This window comes from Frankia sp. AvcI1 (assembly GCF_001420875.1).
In the GTDB taxonomy this organism is placed as follows: domain Bacteria; phylum Actinomycetota; class Actinomycetes; order Frankiales; family Frankiaceae; genus Frankia; species Frankia alni.
The window spans coordinates 116968-137417 of the sequence record NZ_LJFZ01000003.1 but is presented as its reverse complement, the minus strand read 5'-3'; the positions used below and the strand labels follow the sequence as shown (position 1 = coordinate 137417).

Sequence of the window (20450 nt, the reverse complement as noted above, 5' to 3'; positions counted from 1 at the left end):
GTCGCGCACCCGGATCGAGCGGAGATTCGACCCGGACGCCATCCGCCGGCTGGTCGCGTCGGCCGAGGGCGACGTCTCCATCGGCGGGCCCACCCTCGCCGGCCACGCCATCCGGGCCGGCCTGGTCGACGAGTGTCACCTGTTCCTCACACCGGTCGTGGTCGGCGCAGGGGTGCGCGCGCTGCCGGAGGGCGTCCGGGTGCGGCTGGAGCTGCTCGGGCAGCACAGGTTCGCCGGCGGCGTCGTGCACCTGCACCACCGCGTCACCGGCGCCCGCTAGCGGCGCGCTCCCTGCAGACGACGACGCGGCCGGTCGGGGCTCCGGCCACCGGCGTCGGCGGCGAGGATCCGGCGGGTGGCGCGGCGCAACCGGTCGGCCTGGCGGCGCAGTTCCTCAGCTCTCGCGTCGAGCTCGCGCCGCGCCGCGATCAGTCCCGCGGCGGGCACCGCGTCGCCGCCGAGCACGTCTCGCGGCACCGGCGCCGGCACCGATACCGGCGCGGACGCCGGCACGGTCGAATCGGCCGGAAGCCCACCCGGCATCGGCACGTGGGCACCGGCGCTCACGACCCGGCCGTCGAGGTCTGTCCGGGCGTCGAAGTCTGTCCGGGCGGCGAGGTCTGTCCGGGCGGCGAGGTCTGTCCGGGCGGCGAGGTCTGTCCGGGCGGCGGCGGCGCCGGCCCAGACCACACCGGCGCCGGCCGGACCGGCGGCACCGGGAGCACCGGCGGCGCGCGGCATCGGGCGCCGCCGGTGGGAATCGGGGCGCACGGCCTGGACCGCGGCGACCGCCCGCGCCGGCCGCCGCGGCCGGAGCTGTTCCTCGAAGCGGTCCCGTTCGTCGGCGAGGCTCGCGAGCTCCTCGCCGATGCGGTCCAGGTCGCGTTGCAGGCGTCGGCGCAGGCGCCGCACCGCCGGGCCGCTCGACCCGGCCTGTCGGCTGCGCCGCAGGTCGTGGCGCAGCCGCTCCAGATCGTGGTGCACCTGCTCCTCCAGCCGGGACAGCCGGCCCTGCGCCTGCCGCGCCGCCAGCCGCGAGAGTTGGCCGGTGATCAGCGGCGAGCGTGCCAGCGCCCGGACGCCGACCGTCATCACGATCAGACCGAGCAGCTCGCCGGCGAGCGCGAGCGGGGTCAACCGCAGTCCACCGCCGAGCAGCCCCACGCCGATGGCGACGCCGGCAAGCGGCTCGACGCTGACCGACGCCGGCAGCGACGCGGGCAGCGGGGCCATCTCGTAGGCGCTCTGCGCGAGCAACGCGCTGATCACTGCGACGGAAGCGACCGCCCAGGGCAACCAGGACCGGGCCAGGGCGTCGACGCCGTCGGCGGTCGCCAGGTGGCCGGCGGCGCTGACGAGCGCGGCCTGCAGCGCGGACAGCAGGCCCGCGGCGCCGGCCAGCAACGGCGCCCGCCGCACGGCCGCGAGCCCCCGCGTCCCCCAGACCGCGCCGAACACGATCAGCCCGACGAGGACTCCGGTCAGCACCCAACCGCCGGAGGTCGCGGCCTCGGAATCGCCCGCGTCCGGGTTGCCGGCGTACACGAACAGGGCGAGCCCGATGGCAGTCGCGGCGGCGGCCGTCCAGTCCCGCCGCGGCACCACGCGGCGCGCGAGCAACGCGGCGAGCGGCAGGGCGAACAGGAGCTGACAGATCTGCAGCGGTTCGACGAGCGCGACGGCGCCGTGGGTCAGCGCGGCCCCGGCCAGCAGGCTGCCCAGGGCGCCGATGGCGACGCCGAAGTCCCACAGCGGCCGGCGCACCAGCCACAGCAGCAGTCGCAGGCGCAGGACGTCACCGGGGGGCGCGCGGAAGGCCACCCGCTGCTGGATGACGGCGGCCACCCCGAAGCACACTGCGGCTCCCAGGCCGAGCAGATAGGTCGCCACGCCTCCTCGATCCCGCCGTGGTCCCGTCGCGCCCGCCGGCGACGGTCCGTCCGTCGCCTCGTGACGCCGGCCCCCGGCGTGTGCCCGGCCCGTCGACGGCCGGTTCCCCACAGGGTGTCATGCCGGTGGCCGGATGGCGGTCAGCGGTCGTTCATCCGTCCCCGTTCGGGCGCCGCGGGCGCTACATCTCACACCGGACGGCGACCGGGACCGCTTCACGGGCACCCCGGCTCGACCCCGCGCAGTCGGCCGACCGCACCCGGCTCGTCGTGTCCCAGGTCGCCGGCCGGACCCGCGGACCCGGCGACGGCGCGCACGCGAACATCGCGGGCGGTATGAAGGGACGGCAGCCAGATGTGACCGGAGCGACAGAGGCAGGTGGACGATGCCGGTGGACACCCGGACGACCGCGGAGCATGACGATGCTCCGGTCCGGTACGACGTGGCCGACCAGGTCGCGACGATCACTTTCGACCGTCCGGACAAGCTGAACGCGCTGACCGTGGCGATGGGTGACCGGCTGTTCGCGCTGCTGCGGCGGGCCGACGCCGACCCTCGGGTTCGGGCCGTGGTCATCACCGGAGCGGGGCGGGCGTTCTCCGCCGGTGCGGACCTCGCCATGCTGGCGAACACCCCGGTCGAGGGTCGGGACTCGCTGATCGTCTCGCCGGAGAACGGCCCCGCGATGATCCGCTCGCTGCGCCTGCCGGTGATCGCGGCGATCAACGGTCCGGCGGCCGGGCTGGCGTTCGCGGTCAGCCTGGCCGCCGACGTTCGGTTCGTCGCCGTCGACGCGAAGCTGTCGCTGCCGTTCTCCCGGCTGGGTCTGTACTCGGAGTACGCGTCGGCCTGGCTGCTGCCCCGGTTGATCGGTGCCGGCGCCGCCGCGGACCTGCTGCTGTCCGGCCGGGTCTTCCTCGGCGCCGAGGCGGGCGAGCTGGGTCTCGCCCAGCGGGTCCTGCCTGCCGCCGAGGTGCTGCCGGCAGCCTGGGAATATGCCCGCGACCTGGCCCTGAACTGCTCGCCGGACTCGCTGGCGATGATCCGCAGCATGATCGACGACGCCGCCGTCTCGCCACTCGCCGCGCACTATGCGGCGACCGTGCCGGTGATGCGCGCCGGCCTGCGCGCGTTCGACTTCGACGAAGGCGTCGCCGCCCGCCGGGAGAAGCGCGCCCCGCAGTTCCGCGAGCGCGTCCCCGGCGGCACGGACCAGCCGGCCTCGGCCTGACCGGCGCGCGCAGGCCTGGCGGTGGCCGGGCGCGCCGAGAAGACGGTGCAAGCGGCGCGGAGTACGCCCACACCGCTGCTGCGGCGGTCGGCGGGGGGNGATGGGCGCCAGGGGTCGGGGCATCGACGAGACTGGGGACGTCTGGGTACAAGCCGATGCATTGCGACATCAACCGGCGCGAGGAGGCGTTGCGATGAGCGAGCAGGCAGGGACGGCCGTGGTGACCGGCGGCGGGACGGGGATCGGCCGGGCTATCGCGCGGGCGCTGGCCGAACGCGGCGACCGGGTGGTCATCGTCGGGCGCCGCCCCGATCGGTTGGAGTCCGCGGCCAAGGACATCAACGCCGAGGTCGGCGGCCCGCCGGTGCTGTCCTTCGCCGCCGACGTCACCGACCCCGACCAGGTCGAACGCCTCGCCGAGTTCGTGACCGGCGAGTTCGGCACCCTCGATGCGCTGGTCAACAACGCGGGCGGCACCCACCCCGCGCCGGTGACCTCGCTGCGCGACCTGGCGACCAGGCACACGACGCTCTACCTGCAGAACGTCGTCAGCGCCCTGCTGGTCACCCAGGCGCTCGGCCCCGCGATCCGGCGGCCGGGCGGGCGCATCATCATGATCAGCTCCAGGTCGGCGCGCAGTGCCGGCGGCGACCCGGGTTACGCCGCCACCAAGGCCGCGCTCAACCGGATCGTCGTCGGCCTCGCCAACGACTACGGCCCCGACGGGGTGACGGTCAACGCCGTCGCCCCCGGTTACGTGCCGGACACCGAGCTGTACTCCGGGGCGATCCCGACCGAGTGGCACGAGCGGATCGTCGCGGGCATCTCGGTGGGCCGCGGCGGGGAGCCCGCCGAGATAGCCACCGTGGTCCGCGACCTCGCCACGCCGGGTTCGTCGTTCGTCAACGGCACCGTCATCGAGGTCGACGGCGGCCTGCGCCCCAGCACCTGACGTCACCCAGCACCTGAAGTCCACCAGGCACCTGAAGTCATCCAGTCAAGTCGGCCCGTGCAGGGCGGACTCACGGCCGTCCTCGTTCACTCGGATGATCAGGAAGGCGGTCGATCACTCATCGACACGATGAGTTCCGGTACTCCGGACGCGGGGCCCGATCGGTGGTGACCAGATCGGTGGTGACCGGGTCGGTGGTGACCAGACGGCGGCGCCGGCCGCCGCGGGCCGTCGTCGTGCTGCTGGCCTGCCTCCTGCTGGTCGCGGGCTGCTTCGGGCGTGATCCGGAGCGGACCGGCGGGGACGGCACCCGCGGCGCCACGCCCCCGGCCCCGGACGCGCTCGCCGCGGCCGTCGACGCGGCGCACCCCACCGCGTCCCCGGGGGCCGCCGCGACGGCGGACCCCACTCCGGGGTCGGCGACGGACGACGCGGAGACGGTGTGGGTGGACTCGACCCTCGCGCGGATGACGCCCGAGCAGCGGATCGGCCAGTTACTCATGGGCTACGTGTTCGGGACGACGCCGGATGACCGCACGCCGGCCGCGCTGGCCGGCAACCGGACGGTCGCGGGCACGGACACGGCCGCCGCCGCCGTGCGCGAGCTCGGCCTCGGCGGCGTCGTCCTGTTCGACGCCGCAGGCGCCGGGCCGGGTGCGTTACCCGACAACGTCGTCGCCCCCGGCCAGGTCCTCGGCCTCACCGCCGGGTTACAGGGCGCCGCGGCCATTCCCCTGCTCGTCGCCGCCGACCAGGAGCAGGGGCCGGTGATGCGGATCCGCGACGGGGTGACCCTGCTGCCCGACGCGATGGCGCAGGGCGCGAGCGGCCGCGTCGAGGACGCCCGTGACGCCGCCCGGGTGACCGGCACGGACCTGCGTGCGCTCGGCATCAACGTCGACTTCGCCCCCGACGCGGACGTCAACACCAACCCGGCCAACCCGGTGATCGGCGAGCGGTCGTTCGGCGACGACCCGGCCGCGGTCGCCCGCCTCACCGCCGCGGCCGTGAGCGGATTCGCCTCGGCGGGGGTGGCCGCCGCCCCGAAGCACTTCCCCGGGCACGGCTCGACGTCGGTCGACAGCCACCTCGACCTGCCGGTGGTCGCGTCCTCCCGCGAGCGCCTCGACGCCGTCGACCTGGCACCGTTTCGCGCCGCCGTCGCCGCCGGGGCGCCGATGGTGATGGTCGGGCATCTGCTCGCCACCGCGTTGGACGGCGGGTCACCGGCGTCGCTGTCCCCGTCGGTGGTGACCTCGCTGCTGCGCCGGGAGCTCGGCTTCGACGGCGTGGTCGTCACCGACGCGCTGAACATGGCAGCCATCACCAGGCGGTACTCGCCCGGCGAGGCCGCCGTGCGGGCCGTGCTCGCCGGCGACGACCTGCTGCTGATGCCGCCGCGGCTCGTCGAGGCCCGCGACGGCCTGCTCGCCGCGCTGCGCAGCGGCCGGATCCCGGCCGGCCGCATCGACGAATCGGCGCGGCGCGTGCTGCGCCTGAAGTGGCGCCTCGCGCATGCCTCCCCGGCGCCGGCCGGTGACGGACCCGCCGTGGCCGCCCGGGTCGCGTCCCGGTCCGTCACTCTCCTGACGCAGGACTGCGGGATCCTCCCCCTGCGCGCGGGCGCCCCGGTCACGGTCGCCGGCTCGTCCACCGCGGCCGCCCGCCTGCGCGCGGCCCTCGCCGCCCGGGGAGTCGTCGCCCCGGCGCCGGGCACCACCGCGCCGCCCCCCGGCGGATCCGCCGCCGCGGGCCCCGGCGGCGCCGCTGAAACCGCCCCGGTGACGATCGTCCTCGCGGGAGGCNCCGGGCCGCCCGCCCGCACCGGCCCCGGCACGGTCGTCGTCTCCACGGCCACGCCCTACCACCCGCCGACCGCCGCCGCCGCGTGGCTGGCCACCTACTCCGCCGACCCGGCCTCCCTCGCGGCCCTGGCCGACGTGCTCACCGGCGCAGCCCCGCCGCGCGGCCGCCTCCCGGTCGCCGCGACCGCCCCCTCGGGCCGTCCCCTCCCCCGCGGCTCCGGCCTGACCGCACTGCGCCCCTGCTGACCCCCGCCCGCCGCGCCGGACCGGGGCCGGCCAAGCGCCGAGCGGGCGGGCGTCAGCCCTTGCGGCCGATGGCCCCGTAGGCGCTGACCTGCGCGTCGGTCAGGTCGGTCGGCACGGTGGCGTCGGGCCGCCAGCGGTGCACGCAGACCAGCCCCGGGTCGAGTAGTTCCAGGCCGCCGAACAGCGCCTCGATCTCGGCCCGGGTCCGGGGCCGCAGCGGGATGCCACGCGCGCGGTAGGCCTTGGCGCCGGCCTCGATCGACGGGTCGTGGTCGGGCGTGAGATGGGACAGGACGAGGTAGCTGCCCGCCGGCAGGGCGTCGACGAGCCGGCGGACGATGGCGCCCGGGTCGTCGGAGTCGGGCAGGAAGTGGCCCACCGCGAGCAACGACAGCGCCACCGGCCGGGACAGGTCGAGGGTGTCCGTGACCTCCGGGGCGGTCAGGATTCGCCTGACGTCCCGCACATCGGCGTCGAGGTAGGCGGTCCGTCCCGCCGGGGTGCCGGTGAGCAGCGCGCGGGCGTGGGTGAGCACGATCGGGTCGTTGTCGACGTAGACGACCCGGGCGCCCTCGACGGCCTCCTGCGCTATCTCGTGCAGGTTCGGGCTCGTCGGGATCCCCGTGCCGATGTCGAGGAACTGGTCGATGCCGGCCTCGCCGGCCAGGTGGCGCACCGCCCGGGCCATGAACGCCCGGTTGGCGCGGGCGGCGACGCTCGCGTTCGGTGCGACGGCCCGAGCCTGCTCGGCGNCCTCCCGGTCGGCGGGAAAGTTGTCCTTCCCGCCGAGGTAGTAGTCGTACATCCGGGCCGGATGCGGCAGGTCCACTCGCAGCTCCACCGGCTTCGGGTCGTCGGCCACGGACTGCCACCATGGCGTGTCGCCCGAGCCCTCGGACGGTTGCGGATCCGTGCCGATCTCCGCGTTCACCGCTGCCTCCACTACGCTCGTCCGCCCCGATCGGCGACAACAGCCCAGGTGCCTGATGAGAGGATAGGAGAGGTTCGTCCCCGGTTCCCGGAGCCCCGCCCCTCGATCCGGCCGGCGCCTCGGGCAATCGACAGCGGCGGCGACGAAGCCGTCGGATTCCCACCGGGTGTGACGGTGGCCCGCGCCGGGATTCGTACACGTCCGGGTGGCGTCCCGTGAATCGGCGACCGCCGGAACCGGCGAACGCCGTCCCGCAGTTTCCCGCTTTCCCGGCCAGGGCCTCGACCCGGCCGCCGGCGCCTGGGGAAACGTTCGTCAACGCTCGAAAAACGTAACCGCCGCTGGCTACGATGGAGACCGTGGAGGCCNCCGTCACGTTCGGTCGAGCTTCAATGGGCGCCACGTTGCAGGTCGGCGTGGTGCTTCCAGTCTCCGAATATCCCTGGAAACAACCATCCCACCTCGACGTACGAGATCCTGCGCAGCAGGCGGAGTCCGCGGGCTTCGACTTCCTCTGGGTCTTCGACCATCTCCTGTTCCACCCGCCCGGCGACGCACCGCCGGCACCATCCCACGACGCAGCACCAGCTCACCACGCAGCAGCACCTGCTGACAGAGCAGCAACGCCAAGGAGGTTGACCGGCGATGCCCTGGTCCATGGACGAAGCCCGCGTGATGCCGTTCCTGACGGCTGACGACCGCCACAACGTGATGGCCGTGCTGTGGTCANGACTGCAGAAGGACACGACCGAGTCGCCGGAGGAGACCTCCTCCGAACTGCTGACCGCCGGGCTGCCCGGCACCTTCGCCAGGAGCCCGTCCGGCAAGTTCAAGGACTTCAAGGACGGCAAGGACGGGAAGGACAGCAAGGACGGCAAGGAGGGGAAGGACAGCAAGGAATGGAAGGATGTCAAGGACGGCAAGGACGGCAAGGACCGCAAGGACGGGAAGGAATTCAAGGACACCAAGGATTACGGAAAAGACACAAAAGATACCAAAGACGGGAAAGATCGGTGGGATCGGNCGGATCCGGGCGTCGGCGCGCCCACCACGCGCTTCCCGAACGACACGTCCGGCCGCTCACCCGTTGGCTCGCCCAGCGTCGAGCACCCGCCTGACCGATATGCGAAGGACGGCAACCCGCAGGACGGTCACCTCGATGATTCCGAGTGGGCACGGGCGTCGGCGACGGGCCGCACCGGCCACGACCCCGGCCACGACCCCGACGACGTCGCCGCCACGCTCCGCGCCTCCCGGATCAACCGCTACCTGCGGCTGGCCGGCGTGGTGATCTGAACGAACGCCACGATGACCGCCGAGACCGACGCCGCAGCCCCCGCCTCCCTCGCGCCGACAGCCCGGATCACGCCAACGCCAACGCCAACGCCCGGTCTCACGTCCGCGCTGGACGAGGACGACCTGCTGATCGTCGCCGAGCCCGATGACGCGGTCGCCTCCTTCGTAGCCGAGTACCTGGACGAGGTCGGCCGGCGTGCCGTCGTCCTCGACCCCTTCCACGCGGCACAACTGTTCACCGTCGCGGTGTCGGGCAGGTCCGCCCTCGTGACGCCCCGGGTGCCGATGTTGTTGCGGGTTCCCCCGCCCCCCGTCGTCGGCGCCGGTGCGCGCCCCGACGCGCAGTTCCAGTACCAGGAGTGCGTCGCCCTGCTGTGGGCGGCGGCCGCCCTCACCGACCTGCCCGTCGTGAACCGGCCGTCCGTTGTCGCGTTCGGCAGCGCCGTCTCCGGCTCGGCGGCCCTCACCGACATGGCGGCCGGGCAACCGGTGAGTTCGATCGAGGTCTTCTCCTCGACCTACCCCGACCCCGCCCGCCAGACCGACGAGGCGTGGTGGGTGCAGGACGCCGTCACCCGGGAGACGGCGCGCTGGCCGCAGCCGCCCGCGGCCGGCGGTCCGTTCCGGGCGCGGTGGTCGGCGGCCGACCCGGTCTTCGAGGTGGTGGTGGTCCTCGCCGGGTCCGCCTGGCGATGCACGACCGCCGAGATCGACGACCTCGACCTGCCCGGCCGCAGCCTGGCGGTGGTCGAACGGCTCGGGCTCACCCTCGCCGCGCTGATCTGGCGGGTCGGCGACGACGGGGGCAGCGCCCACCTCGTCGACGTCGATCCGTTCCCGGGGCTCGACATTGTTCGCATGACCTGGCTCGGTCTCGGTCCGCATCTACTCACGGTCCTGTTCCCCGGATCGGAGGCCTGAGGTGGGGAGTCCCGGCAGCCAGGCCGCGCCGCCGCGCGACGCAGGCGACGGCCCGCCCGACCATGTCGCCGCACCGATCTACGCGATCGGGCTGGGCTCGGATGGCACCTGGCGACACTTCGTCGACGGGGCGGGCCGGCGCGGGGCCGGCGTCGTCGCGATCGACCTCGCCGACGTCGTGCGCACCGGCGACTGGCGGCTGGCGATTCCGGACGACGGCGCCAGTCGGCTCGTCACCGGCCGGCAGGCGCTCGACCTGGACCCGGCGGGCGGGTACTTCGTCCGGCTCGCCGACCTGTCCAGTCTGGAAGCCGCCCCACGGCTGGCGGCCCGGTGGCGCGCGCTCGTCGGCGCTCTGGCGGCGTGGCTCGACCACGTGCCGGGGCCCGTCGCCAACCGGCCGAGCGCCTGGGCGGACAACGGCGCGAAGCCGCTGCACGAGGCTCGACTCGCGCGGGCGGGCTTCGCGGTACCGGAGAGTCTGACCAGCTCCGACGGCGAGCGGCTGTGGGCGTTCGCCGCGGCCGGACCGACGATCGTCAAGCCGCTGTCGGGGGTGCGCGCCCGGACCCGACGCGTCGACCCGGGGGAGTTCACCGTGGCCGCCGGCTTCAGCACCGGGCGGGGCCCGGTGCACCTTCAGCGGTACGTCGCGGGAGTGGACGTCCGCGTCCACGTCTGCGGTGGCGCCGTCCACGCCCAGCAGATCGTTCGACGCCGATCCGACGGGGACGGACAGGGCGCCGCGGNGGTCGACTACCGCGAACTCGATGCCGCCGACCTCGAGTTCAGCGACGTCGACCTGCCCGGAGACCTGGTGAGGCTGCTCGTCGCCGCGACCGCCGAGTCCGGCCTGCTGCTCGCCGGCTGGGACCTGCGCGTCGACGGGGACCGGTACTGGGTGCTGGAGGCGAACCCGATGCCCGGCTACGACTGGTACGACCGCCGGGCCGGCGGCGTCGTCACCGCCTCCTTGGTCGACCTGCTCACCCGCCGCCCAGCCGCCTTCGGACCCGCCGTCTCCGGACCCGCCGTCGACCGGCCCACCGTCGATCAGCCGACCGCCGACCAGCCGACCGTCGACCACGCCGCACCTGTCACGACAACCCCCGGACTCGCTGCGAGGAGGATGGGATGACCACGATCGCAACCACGGCCGCGGGGACGACCACGACCGCGAGGACGACCACGACCGCGAGGACGACCGCGGCCAGGTCCGCGGCTCGGCCGGACGTCTCGACCGTGCGGCTGTTGTCGGCGCGGGAGGCCGAGAACGTCCGTGACGCGGTGCACCGGGAGCGGCCGAGCTGGATCGAGCGAGGCGCCGGCTTCCACACCCTCGGCACGCCCAGTTATCTCGACCTCACGCCGAACTCTCAGTCGGGCGACTACCACGATCGCGCCGCGCGNCACCGGCCGCTGCTGTGGGATCGGTTCGNCTGGCTCTACAACCGGCTCGCCGCCGCGCTCGTCGACGACCTCAATGCCCCGGTCCGGTACACCGAGTGGTTCGCGTTGCCCGGGTTTCACGTGTGGTTCACCGAGGCCGTGTTCACCCGCCCACGCGCCTCCGTGCACTTCGACCTCCAGTACCGGCTCTTCGACTGGCCCGATGAGGTCGACGCGAGTCGGGTGTTCTCGTTCACCCTGCCGCTGCGGGTGCCCGCGGCCGGCGGCGGCCTCAACACCTGGCCGGTCAGCCACGCCACGTTCCTGGAGGCGATGCGGCGGGATCTGATCGACAGTGTCGGCGACCTGCGGCGCTTCCACCCGCTCCAGTACGTGCCGTACAGCCCCGGTGAGCTCGTCGTGCACTCCGGGCTGCTGCTGCACCAGATCGCCCCGTCGGCATCGGTGCGCCCGGGAGACGAGCGGCTGACCCTCCAGGGGCACGGCATCTGGAGCGGCGACTCCTGGCTGCTCTACTGGTGAAGCTGCCCGGACCGGGGAGGGGGAGCAGTCGGATGGCGGTGCTGACGGCGGCGGATCGCGACGCGTTCGTCGAACGCGGCTTCTGCGTGCTGCGGGCGGCGTACACCGCCGCGCAGGCGGCCGCGGCCCGCCGGGCGGTCTGGCGGCGGATGACGCAGAAGGCCGGCATCCGCGAGGACGACCCGAGCACCTGGCCGCCGGGCTACGACATCGAGGAGCGGCTGGCGGTGCCGGAGGTGCTCGCCTGCTTCACCGACCCGCTCGCCCACGCGATCTCGGACCTCGTCGGACCCGGCCGGTGGCGCGGCGAGCGCGGCTGGGGGTTCTGGCCGGTGAACTTCAGTCACGGCGCCGGCGACCCGCGTGAAGTGCCGACCACCGGCTGGCACGTCGACGGCAACTGGTTCCGGCACACGCTCGACGCGTCCCGGCAGGGTCTGCTGGTCATCGGCCTGTTCTCGGACGTCGAGCCGGGCGGCGGCGCGACGCTGGTGGCGGAGGGCTCCCACCTGCGCACCGCGCGGGTGCTCGCCGAGCATCCCGGCGGCCTGACCCACCTGGAGCTGTTCGAGGCCNTCCTCGCCGAGCCCATCGGTAGTTTCACCGAGTTGACCGGAGCGGCCGGGGACGTGATCCTCGCCCACCCCTTCCTGTTCCACACCCGCGGGTTCAAACGAACCGGACCACCCAGGTTCATCAGCAACACCGAGGCGGGGCTGCGCGCTCCCCTGCGCCTCGACCGCGAGGACGACGCCGATGACTCGGTGCTCGAACGCTCGATCCGCGCCGCCCTCGCCGCCCCGCCCCCGACCTTCGCCACCCCTCTGCGCTGCCGCTTCTGATCGTCATCGCCCCGCGAGCCGGTGGCAGGCTCACGGCACGCGGAGACGACCCGCGCGGGTCGGACCTGCTCCGCTCAGGACGCGAGGGCACCGAACACGTCGGGAACGCCCTCGTCGACAACGATCTCGGTGGCGATGCGGGCCAGATGATCCCGATCGGCGGCCGGGACGTGGGCGACGAGGTCGGTCAGCCGCTGGCTGACCTCGTCGTAGAAGGCGTCGGTGAGCCGCTTGCCCTCCGGGGTGAGGGAGACGGTGACGGCGCGCCGGTCGGTCGCCGACATNGCGCGACCCAGGTAGCCGCGGCNCTCCACCCGCTCGACCAGGCCGGTGACGCTGGACTTGTCCAGTCGGAGCATCACGCTGATCTCACCCATGCCGCGGGACTGGTCCCTGAGGACACACATCAGTTGGGCCTGCGGCACGGACAGGCCGTGACCGGCGCAGACGTCGGCGTAGATCGAGTTCACCAGGTAGGACAGCCGCACCAGGGCCACCGGTGTCGTGAACGTCGCGCCCACCGCGGATCTCCCTCGCGTCGCCGTGCGAACACTGTACCGCCGGCAGTTGGCATTGCCGACCTTATTGATTCGTGATACATACTATATGTGATCCAAACTAAGAGGTCTCCGACGCCGCCGAGGCGGCCTCACTGCCAGCCACACCGGGCCCGGCGAGCGCACCCGCGCGCTGAGCCGCTGGAGCGCCGCCGCCTCTGCTGCACCTGCGGGCCGAACACATCCGTCGAAGGACTGACGTTGACCCCACCAACCACAGCGATCACCCCGACCCCCGCCGGGGGCGGTGCGCGGTGAGCCGCCTGGACGGGTCCCGGCTGGTGTTCGGCGCCGGCGGTGCGGTGAGCGGGCTGTCCGCGTCGCAAACCCTGGATCTTGCCCAGAGCGCCGACGAACTCGGCTACGACCTTTTCAGCCTGAGCGACCACCTGCACGGTCACAGCCGGACCGTCGAGCCGCTGTCCGCCCTGAGCTGGCTGGCCGGCCAGACCCGCCGCATCGAGCTGGCCACGAACGTCCTGGCGCTGCCCTACCGGCCGCCGGCGGTGGTCGCGAAGACGGCCGAGACGCTGGACCGGGTCTCCGGCGGCCGGTTCGTCCTCGGCCTGGGCGGGGGCGGATACGACGAGGAGTTCCGCGCCTTCGGCCTGCCCGACCGGACCCCCGGGCAGAAGATCACCGGTCAGCGCGAGGCCATCACGATCATCCGCGGGCTCTGGTCGAACGAGTCGACCACCGTGCGCGGCCGCGAGTTCTCCGTCGACGGCGCCCGCATCGAGCCTCGCCCCGACCATCCGATCCCGATCTGGCTCGGGTCGTACGGGCCACGGGCGCTCGCGCTGACCGGTGAGCTCGCCGACGGCTGGTTGCCGTCGGTGGGCCGCATCGGCCTCGAGGGCGCCCGCCGGATGCGCGAGTCCGTGCTGGCGGCCGCCCGTGACGCGGGCCGCGATCCCGCCGCAATCACCTGCGCCTGCAACGTGATCGTGCGCGTCGGGGCGCCGCCGCAGCCGGGCGCCGGCGCGGTGGCCGGCGGTGNCCAGGAGGTGATCGACCAGCTCCTGCAGATCCTGGCGGTCGGCTTCACCGCGCTGCTGCTGGCCATCCCGACCGTCGCCCAACAGGAACTCGTGGCCCGCGAGATCATCCCGGCCGTCCGCGCCGAGGTGGCCGCCCGCGGCCTACCGCCCACCCACGTCGGCTGACCACCCACAGCCCGGCCGCCGCAGCCGCATCGTCGGCCGGGCCCGATCTGACAGGTCGCCGAGCCGGAGAGGCCCCGGCGGCCTGCCGGCACCTCCCGGAGCGGCCTCGCTACCGCCCCCAGACACTCTGCTCGATCGCGTAGATCACTGGCCCCCAGGCGGAGATTACGTCCGACAACTGCCGTTGTCCTTGCAACGCCTTGCCGCTGTACCGATATCGTTCCCATTCGTTCCGGAGAAAGATGAGTTCGCCCTCGATCCGCACGACGTCGGCCGCGACGAGCGCGGCGAGGGCTGCGCTGAATTCGGCGGGCGGGAACGGCTGCCGCCCCTCGAACTTCTTGATATAGGTGCCTCGTTCACCGGAGTGTCCATGAGCCCGGGTGAGGTTCATCAACTTGTTCAGGAAGCGAACCACCTTCTTGTCGGGAGCCTCTTCGTCCACCAGTTCTACCCGATATTCGAACCAAGGATAGTGCAACTTCATCTCCGATGACACTCGGAATTCAAGTTCGCTGGTTGCCGGCAACTGGGTCGAGCTTGGCGGAAGCTGCAGCGAGTCGCGCGCCTCGATCACCACCGACGGCTCCGACTCCCCACCAGCCGAGTCGACCTCGGACCGTCGGGCAAATTCCAGCGCAGGCCCCTCGAATCGCACGGCTCCGGCGTGGATGAACAGGTCGGGGCCGAGCACGGTTCCCTGAGGCTTCCCTTTGATCACAACAGCGCCCTGACTGCGCACCGAAAGTTCGGCGAGCGGGCCGAGGATCTCCAGGACATCAGCCGAGTCGGGTATCAGCTTGAAATTGGTCACACGTGCCGGTTCACCACCCCGATCAATTGCGAACATTCCATCGAACGTGCCGTCCAACTCCTGCTTGATACTGGTGTTCGTCATCGATCTGATTGACTCGGAGGCGATGATTGAGGCGTGTAGCGCCGCAAACTGAGTCTCGGTTATCAGCAGATCGCTTTGCCCGCCGACGAAGTCGAGCAGCAACCCCGAGGTGTCACCGATCTCCACAAGGCGTGCCGGCGAGAACACCGAGTTATCGAATTCGACTGATGCCACATAGGATTCGAATACCGGGCTTGCCCATTTGTTCTCGGTCCGGAACGGATGCTCAGAGGCGAACGTTGAGATACGCTTGACATAATCCTNCCGGGCCGTGGCACTGGCGATGTAGGCGAGGTCCGGCGGGTCAGCTCCCTCCAAGAAGTGACAGAGCCAGCGGGTTTGCTCGTGCGGCCGGTAGGTGAGCTTCGGGTCGACCCCGATTTCCACGGCCATCGAACTGATCTTGGTCTGATCTCTTTCCAGTAGTCCACCGAGGATGCGCTGCAGCAGCTCGATCCGGCCTTCCGCCGGAAGACCGTCGGGCTCGAACTGCTGACGTATACTCAACAGATTTGGACGTTTGATCAGCATGGCTGCAACCGCGTCGAGAACGGGCGGGTACCCGACAAATGCCCCGGCGTGGGGGCCCTCTGCCGCGCTCCNCAGTGATGCCACCAGCGCGTCACGTGCAGCCCGATACTCGAACGAAGAACAGGTCGCTTCCGGATCGCGCTTCTGCACCACGCCATCGATGTACTCGGNACACTGAGGTGCCGCGAAATGGGAGATCTCCCACCAGGCCACCCGGAGATTGAGATCGCACAGCCCAACCCAGACGTCCTCTAATGTGCGCTCACGCCCGAAAAGNACATATCGAAGACCGTGTTCGGCGAGTAGTCCGAGAGACTCAATGAACTCGGTCCAGGACACACCCGAAACCCGAGCACGCGCCTCATCCAGGGAGTCGACGACAATGAACTGATGCCGGTCCTTATCGAGACGACTCCTCACATCGTGGCTACCAAGGTACTGGCCGAGCGCGTATTCCAGGGAAGTCGCGCTCACCGCCTTGTCGAGTTCCAGACGCCAAAGCGGGGCATCGAGCCGAGCCGCCAGTTCCACCGCCGCCATACTCTTACCCGCCGCTCCTCGGGCGGACACCAGCGTCACCGGCAGGTATTCTTCGTTCTCCTTCTCCACCAGTACGGGTGGCACAAAAGAATCCACTGCGGCTCGACCTGGTATTCCAAAGGCAGCGGTGTCGTTTCCCCTGAAAGACGAAATCTCGAAACTTTCACAGAACTCGTCGAAGGTCCGTGTCGATCCTGATCCCACTTCCCACCCCCCGGTGTCGGCCACGTAGGCAGATCGCCCCTCCGGCACAGGTAATGGGTCGGTGAGCCCGGAGGGAGTCGTAGGATATTCCGGCGACGGGTGGAGACGTGACGGGTCCCGGTCTCTGGCCTGTTGGGTTTACCGTCAGTCAGCGATGGCCTCACCGGCCGCGCGGGGAGCCTGATGCCGAGCCATGGGGCCTCGGGCTTGGACCGTCCCAGGCTCCGGGGTTCCATGGCGACATTGCCTGCCTTCGCGCGCGGGCCCACGGCGGTCCGTTCCCGGGGACCGAGTTGAGATGCGAGCGGGACGGGAAGGGCCGCGTCTATGGTCCGCTCCCAGGGCCCGTCCGGGGCCCCGCGGGCTACTGTCGTCGACGAGCCGCCGGCGCGTGCCGGCCGCGCATGTCAGGAGACCGGCGCGACTGTCCGTGCGAGGGTGAGGGGAGCCGCGCCGAGGACTGCTGGACACCGGAGGATGATCATGGCTGCATCGGATGCCCGTGACACGGAGTTAAAGGACGACGGTCGCGTCATAGCCTGGCTGGAGTCCCTGCTCNGCGGCCAGGTCGTGTCGTGGGAACGGCAGCCGAGATGGCGGCCCATGTGGTTCGTCGACATCGACCGCGGCGGCGTCACCGAACGCGTCGTCGTGCGGGGCGAACGGTCCGACACGTCCCTGATCTTCCCGCTCGAACACGAGATGCTGTTCCAGCGGCTGCTCGACGAGCACGGTGTCCCGGTCCCGCGCGTGCACGGCTGGTGCGACGAACCGAGGGCGTACGCGATGGCCGCCGTCCCCGGCCGGCCCGACTTCGCCGGCACCACCGACGACGAACGCCACGTGGTGGTCGACGAGTACCTGCAGGCACTGGCGAGGATGCACCAGCTCCCGGTCGAGCCGTTCAAGGCCGNCGGGGTCATCTCCGGGACGTCGCCGAGCGACTCCGCGATGATCGGAGTACGCCGGTTCGAGCAGCACTACCGATCGAGCAAGACGCGCCCCGACCCGCTGATGGAGTTCGTCCTCGGCTGGCTGCGCCGCCACCCGCTGCCCGCCTCCGACCGCGAGGNGCCCATCGTCTGGGACTCCGGCCAGTTCCACCACGCCGACGGCCACCTCGTCGCCCTCGTCGACGTCGAGATCGGCCACATCGGCGACCCGATGATGGACCTCGCCGCCTGGCGGATGCGCGACACNGTCATCCCCTACGGCGAGTTCCCCGTGCTGTACGACCGGTACGCCGAGCTGACCGGCCGGCCCGTCGACCTCGCCGCCATCCAGTGGCACCACCTGTTCTTCACCCTCACCAACCAGCTGTCCTTCCACGGCCCGCTGGCCCGCCCGACCCTGGACACCGACTACATGACCTACGCCCAGTGGGTCAGCGAGACGAACCTGCACGCCGTCGAGACCATGGCGGAGTACCTGGNCATCGACCTCGAGCCCGTGGAGANCCCCGAGCCGGTCTCCTCCCCCGTCTCCATCCCGCACCAGCACCTGTCCCGCTCGCTGCGGTCGATCTCGGTCGAGGACCCGTACGTCACCTACCAGATCCGCATCGCCTTCCGCCTGGCCCGCCACCTCGAACGCGCCGACCAGATCGGCGCGGCCGTCACCGAGGCCGATCGGGAGGACCTCGCCCGGCTCGTCGGCCGCGCGCCGAAGAGCTGGGACGAATGCGAGACGGCGCTGGAGAACTTCGTCCTCGCCGACGACGGTCGCCACGACGCGGAACTCGTCGTCCTGTTCAACCGCCGCTGGCAGCGCTACAAGGCTTTGATGGGCCCCGCCGGCTCCGCCATGGCCGCCCACCACACGATGCAGCCCTTCGGACGCTGGCTGGGCTGAGGGTGCGCACCGCGGNGACCTGCCCGCCGCTTTCACTCGACTGCCGTATCCCCGGCGGCAGCAGGGCCGAGGCCCCGGAGAAGCTCGTTACGGCCCGTCGTGACCGAGACGTGCACCATGGCAGTGTCGTCCGCTGCGCCNTGCACGTGCGACTCTCCGGGCGGGCTGACGACGATGTCCCCGGTCGACACCTCGGTCCGCACTCCATCGACCTCCACGAAGCCCTGGCCCGAGAGGATGACAAGCGTCTGACCACCGTGGTGCACGTGCGGGGGCGTGGCGGATCCCGNCTCGAATCCGACGATGGCGACGTCGAGTGAGTCGTCCTGCCCCGGACCGCGTAGCCACAGCGAGGACAGTCCCTGATGCTGCGGCCCCAGGTCCGGCACCGATGCAGCGCGAACAATCTCCACCGAGGGTCCTTTCAGTCGGAAGAATCGCGAAAGTCGTGGACCACCGTTCACTCCGGCCGGGGNGGGCCGTCCGACGGGCGGACCAGGCACGGAACTCAAGCATCACCCCGACCTCGTGCATCGGGACGACCGCGTCGCGGTAGCGGCGGCCGTTGACGCGCCTGGGTCGACAGGACGGCCAACACCGGCCGGGTCGTGGTCTGCCCCGTCGTGCCGGGCGAGGACGCCTGGTAACGCGCCGACCAGATCCTGCGCCGCGTCCTCGGGCACTGACGCGGGCCAGCCCGCATGCCGACGGGCAGAGAACGCCGGTTCAGTAGCTGAAGGTCGTCGCGCCGTCGTCGCCGATCCAGTTCCACATCGGGACGGTGCCGTTCAGCTCCGCGCCCTCGATCAGCAGGCTGGCGTCGATGTTGCGGGCATCGACGCAGATCGNGCACACGAAGTAGCGGCCACCGGCGATCCTGTATCGCTCGACGAGCGACTCCAGCGGCGGGCAGCCGGCACAACCCTCGCCCTTCGCCTCCCCGGGCAGTGCCAGCCGGACCGCCTCCTGGGTCAGGAACATGAGCGTCTCCCTGCCGGTCTCCGCGGCGCCGACCGCCACGAGAAACGCGACGGTGACCTTCTCGAGGTCCTCGAGACCCGTGGTCAGGCTGATGACCGCCTTGCTCGCCATCGGCGAACCCTCCTCCGCAGTATAAGAACGAACGTTCGTTTTTATAGAGCGATAGTACGAACGATCGTTTCTCGCGNCAACTAGGATGTGGGTCATGGCGGAGAGGGCGACGCGCACGCGCCAGCGACGAGCGGACGGGGATCGCACCCGCNCCGCGATCCTCGACGCGGCGGTGCGACTGTCGACCGTCGACGGCCTCGAGGGCCTGAGCATCGGCAACCTCGCGAAGGACCTGGGCATGAGCAAGGGCGGTGTCTACGCCCACTTCGACTCCAAGCAGGACCTGCAGCTCGCGACCGTCGAGGCGGCTGGCGTCATCTTCCGGTCGGAGGTCATCGAGCCCGCGCTGACGGCCGACCCCGGCGTGCCACAGCTCCTCGCGTTCTGCGACGGCTTCTTCGATCATCTCGAACGGCGGGTCTTCCCCGGCGGGTGCTTCTTCGCGGGCGCCGCGCTGGAGATGGGGACGCACCGCGGACCGGTGCAGGAGAAGGTCGCCGAGTTCCACTCCGGCTTCATCCAGCTCATCCGCGACGTTGTGCGAACAGCGGTCCAACTCCGGCAACTGCCGCNCGACGAGGATCCGGCAGCGCTCGCCCTGGAGCTCAACGGCACGCTCCTGGCGGCCGACACGAGCTTCGTGATGTACGACGATCCCTCGGTGCTGGACCTCGGTCGCCGGGTGGTGCGCCGTCGCCTGGGTCTCGCCGTGACGCGGCGAGACGAGACACCAGAGGAAAGCGAAAATCCGCAGTAGGTGGTCGATGATCGCACGGCACCCGACCGCCGCGGCTCTGCGACCGCGCCGTCTCCTCTCGGGAGTCACATGTCATCGATAGTGGTCAATGTCGCGATCGGCGTTCTGACCAGCGTCGTAACCGGGAGTCTGGTCTGGAGCTGGCGGCGAGTCGAGTTTCTTCGACGAAAAGGTCGGTACGGAGCGTTCTTCGGCCTCTCCGGCGCCGGGGAGTGTGTCGTCGTCATCGGGCAGCAGATGAACAACCCGTTCGGCGTGCAGCGCTCCGATGTCAGAGCGTTAGTCGAGGTGGNGAGTATCGCCAACGACGGAGGCCCGGGGTTCCAGATTTTCCAGTCCGACCAGTTTCGGGAGGGCACCGGCGGTCGGGTTGAGTTCTGCATCGGTGGCCCCTTTGCCAACAACCGAACAGCAGGGCATATCGCGACCTACCTCCCCGGCGCAGGTTTCACACCGTACCGCCGAGATCAGCCCGACTCGATCGCGATAGTCGCCGGCGGTTCCGAGTTTGTTCGAGAGCCCGGACTTCGGGAATTCGTGATACTGGCCAGGGTCTTCCCTTCCCCAGGCGCTCGGCCGCTATTTCTGATTGCCGGCCAGACGGGGGTCACCAACCTTGCCGCCGCACATTATTTGCGGTGCCGGTTCGAGGAGCTGCGCCGAGCCTACGGCGCCGACCGCAGGTTCTGCCTTGTCCTGCGGTTGGACCGACCCGACGTCTACGGCCACGAGTCGGTTCACCTCGCGAGCGACATCACGGCAACCGCCTTTGCATCGTGACCGCCATGGCACCGTCCACTCCGTCCTG

General features: G+C 71.4%; 9 protein-coding genes and 12 pseudogenes. 11 read left to right on the top strand and 10 right to left on the bottom strand.

The features are described from left to right. Positions 1-280 (top strand): dihydrofolate reductase family protein (locus UK94_RS39385; protein ID WP_235486455.1); only part of this gene is annotated, 280 nt, incomplete at its 5' end. Here UK94_RS39385 and UK94_RS04325 read toward each other — a convergent pair. Further along, entirely contained in the window at positions 277-1890 is a 1614-nt protein-coding gene (locus UK94_RS04325) for a DMT family transporter (RefSeq protein WP_235486454.1), read from the bottom strand. The genes UK94_RS39385 and UK94_RS04325 overlap by 4 nt on opposite strands. A gap of 385 nt (positions 1891-2275) precedes the next feature. On the opposite strand from UK94_RS04325, the gene UK94_RS04320 reads away from it, so the two are divergent. The 3 genes and pseudogenes from UK94_RS04320 to UK94_RS04310 all read left to right on the top strand — a co-directional run. Beyond that, positions 2276-3121 (top strand): enoyl-CoA hydratase-related protein, encoded by an 846-nt coding sequence (locus UK94_RS04320; RefSeq protein ID WP_041938799.1) that lies wholly within the window; start codon positions 2276-2278, stop codon positions 3119-3121. 193 nt (positions 3122-3314) lie between these two features. Next, on the top strand, positions 3315-4073 hold the full coding sequence (locus UK94_RS04315) for an SDR family oxidoreductase (RefSeq protein WP_041938798.1): 759 nt from the start codon (positions 3315-3317) through the stop codon (positions 4071-4073). Positions 4074-4540: 467 nt separating this feature from the next. After that, positions 4541-5878, top strand: a pseudogene (locus UK94_RS04310) (glycoside hydrolase family 3 protein); the annotation flags it as partial. 298 nt (positions 5879-6176) lie between these two features. On the opposite strand, the pseudogene UK94_RS04305 reads toward UK94_RS04310, so the two are convergent. Together UK94_RS04305 and UK94_RS39380 are read right to left on the bottom strand one after the other, a co-directional pair. Further along, positions 6177-6876 (bottom strand): annotated as a pseudogene (locus UK94_RS04305) (SAM-dependent methyltransferase); the annotation flags it as partial. A gap of 1 nt (position 6877) precedes the next feature. Beyond that, a partial coding sequence (locus UK94_RS39380) for an SAM-dependent methyltransferase (protein WP_235486567.1) occupies positions 6878-7043 on the bottom strand: 166 nt, incomplete at its 3' end. A 1320-nt stretch (positions 7044-8363) separates the two neighbouring features. On the opposite strand from UK94_RS39380, the gene UK94_RS04295 reads away from it, so the two are divergent. The 3 genes and pseudogenes from UK94_RS04295 to UK94_RS39375 all read left to right on the top strand — a co-directional run. After that, positions 8364-9272 carry a hypothetical protein gene (locus UK94_RS04295; RefSeq protein WP_011602111.1) on the top strand — a complete coding sequence of 303 codons (909 nt, stop codon included), beginning with the start codon at positions 8364-8366 and terminating at the stop codon, positions 9270-9272. A 1964-nt stretch (positions 9273-11236) separates the two neighbouring features. Next, positions 11237-11779, top strand: a pseudogene (locus UK94_RS04280) (hypothetical protein); the annotation flags it as partial. A 1-nt stretch (position 11780) separates the two neighbouring features. Continuing rightward, positions 11781-12046 (top strand): annotated as a pseudogene (locus UK94_RS39375) (hypothetical protein); the annotation flags it as partial. Positions 12047-12120: 74 nt separating this feature from the next. Here the strand turns inward: UK94_RS39375 and UK94_RS72805 are convergent. From UK94_RS72805 to UK94_RS39360, 3 genes are all read right to left on the bottom strand, one after another. Beyond that, positions 12121-12330: a hypothetical protein gene (locus UK94_RS72805; RefSeq protein ID WP_268761205.1), complete on the bottom strand. Its 210-nt coding sequence runs from the start codon at positions 12328-12330 to the stop codon at positions 12121-12123. Between the two features lie 24 nt (positions 12331-12354). Then, positions 12355-12567 (bottom strand): MarR family winged helix-turn-helix transcriptional regulator (locus UK94_RS39365; RefSeq protein ID WP_235486453.1); only part of this gene is annotated, 213 nt, incomplete at its 3' end. 2364 nt (positions 12568-14931) lie between these two features. Beyond that, on the bottom strand, positions 14932-15198 hold a 267-nt coding region (locus tag UK94_RS39360), incomplete at its 3' end, for a hypothetical protein (protein WP_235486452.1). 1347 nt (positions 15199-16545) lie between these two features. Here UK94_RS39360 and UK94_RS39355 point away from each other — a divergent pair. From UK94_RS39355 to UK94_RS72800, 4 pseudogenes are all read left to right on the top strand, one after another. Further along, positions 16546-16855, top strand: a pseudogene (locus UK94_RS39355) (phosphotransferase); the annotation flags it as partial. A gap of 1 nt (position 16856) precedes the next feature. Continuing rightward, a pseudogene (locus UK94_RS39350) lies at positions 16857-17014 on the top strand (phosphotransferase family protein); the annotation flags it as partial. 1 nt (position 17015) lies between these two features. Then, positions 17016-17141 (top strand): annotated as a pseudogene (locus UK94_RS39345) (hypothetical protein); the annotation flags it as partial. 1 nt (position 17142) lies between these two features. Further along, positions 17143-17374 (top strand): annotated as a pseudogene (locus UK94_RS72800) (phosphotransferase family protein); the annotation flags it as partial. Positions 17375-17825: 451 nt separating this feature from the next. Here the strand turns inward: UK94_RS72800 and UK94_RS72795 are convergent. From UK94_RS72795 to UK94_RS04250, 4 pseudogenes are all read right to left on the bottom strand, one after another. After that, a pseudogene (locus tag UK94_RS72795) lies at positions 17826-17933 on the bottom strand (cupin domain-containing protein); the annotation flags it as partial. 1 nt (position 17934) lies between these two features. Beyond that, a pseudogene (locus UK94_RS39340) lies at positions 17935-18082 on the bottom strand (cupin domain-containing protein); the annotation flags it as partial. Between the two features lie 437 nt (positions 18083-18519). Then, positions 18520-18641: pseudogene (locus UK94_RS72790) on the bottom strand (peroxiredoxin); the annotation flags it as partial. Position 18642: 1 nt separating this feature from the next. Further along, positions 18643-18961, bottom strand: a pseudogene (locus UK94_RS04250) (peroxiredoxin); the annotation flags it as partial. Positions 18962-20450 lie beyond the last annotated feature (1489 nt).

What these genes read in the sequence shown, in the direction of transcription:
- UK94_RS04315 (WP_041938798.1), top strand. Translation starts at nt 3,315, where the DNA reads ATGAGCGAGCAGGCAGGGACGGCCGTGGTGACCGGCGGCGGGACGGGG.
- UK94_RS04320 (WP_041938799.1), top strand. Translation starts at nt 2,276, where the DNA reads ATGCCGGTGGACACCCGGACGACCGCGGAGCATGACGATGCTCCGGTC.
- UK94_RS04295 (WP_011602111.1), top strand. Translation starts at nt 8,364, where the DNA reads ATGACCGCCGAGACCGACGCCGCAGCCCCCGCCTCCCTCGCGCCGACA.
- UK94_RS72805 (WP_268761205.1), bottom strand. Translation starts at nt 12,330, where the DNA reads ATGTCGGCGACCGACCGGCGCGCCGTCACCGTCTCCCTCACCCCGGAG.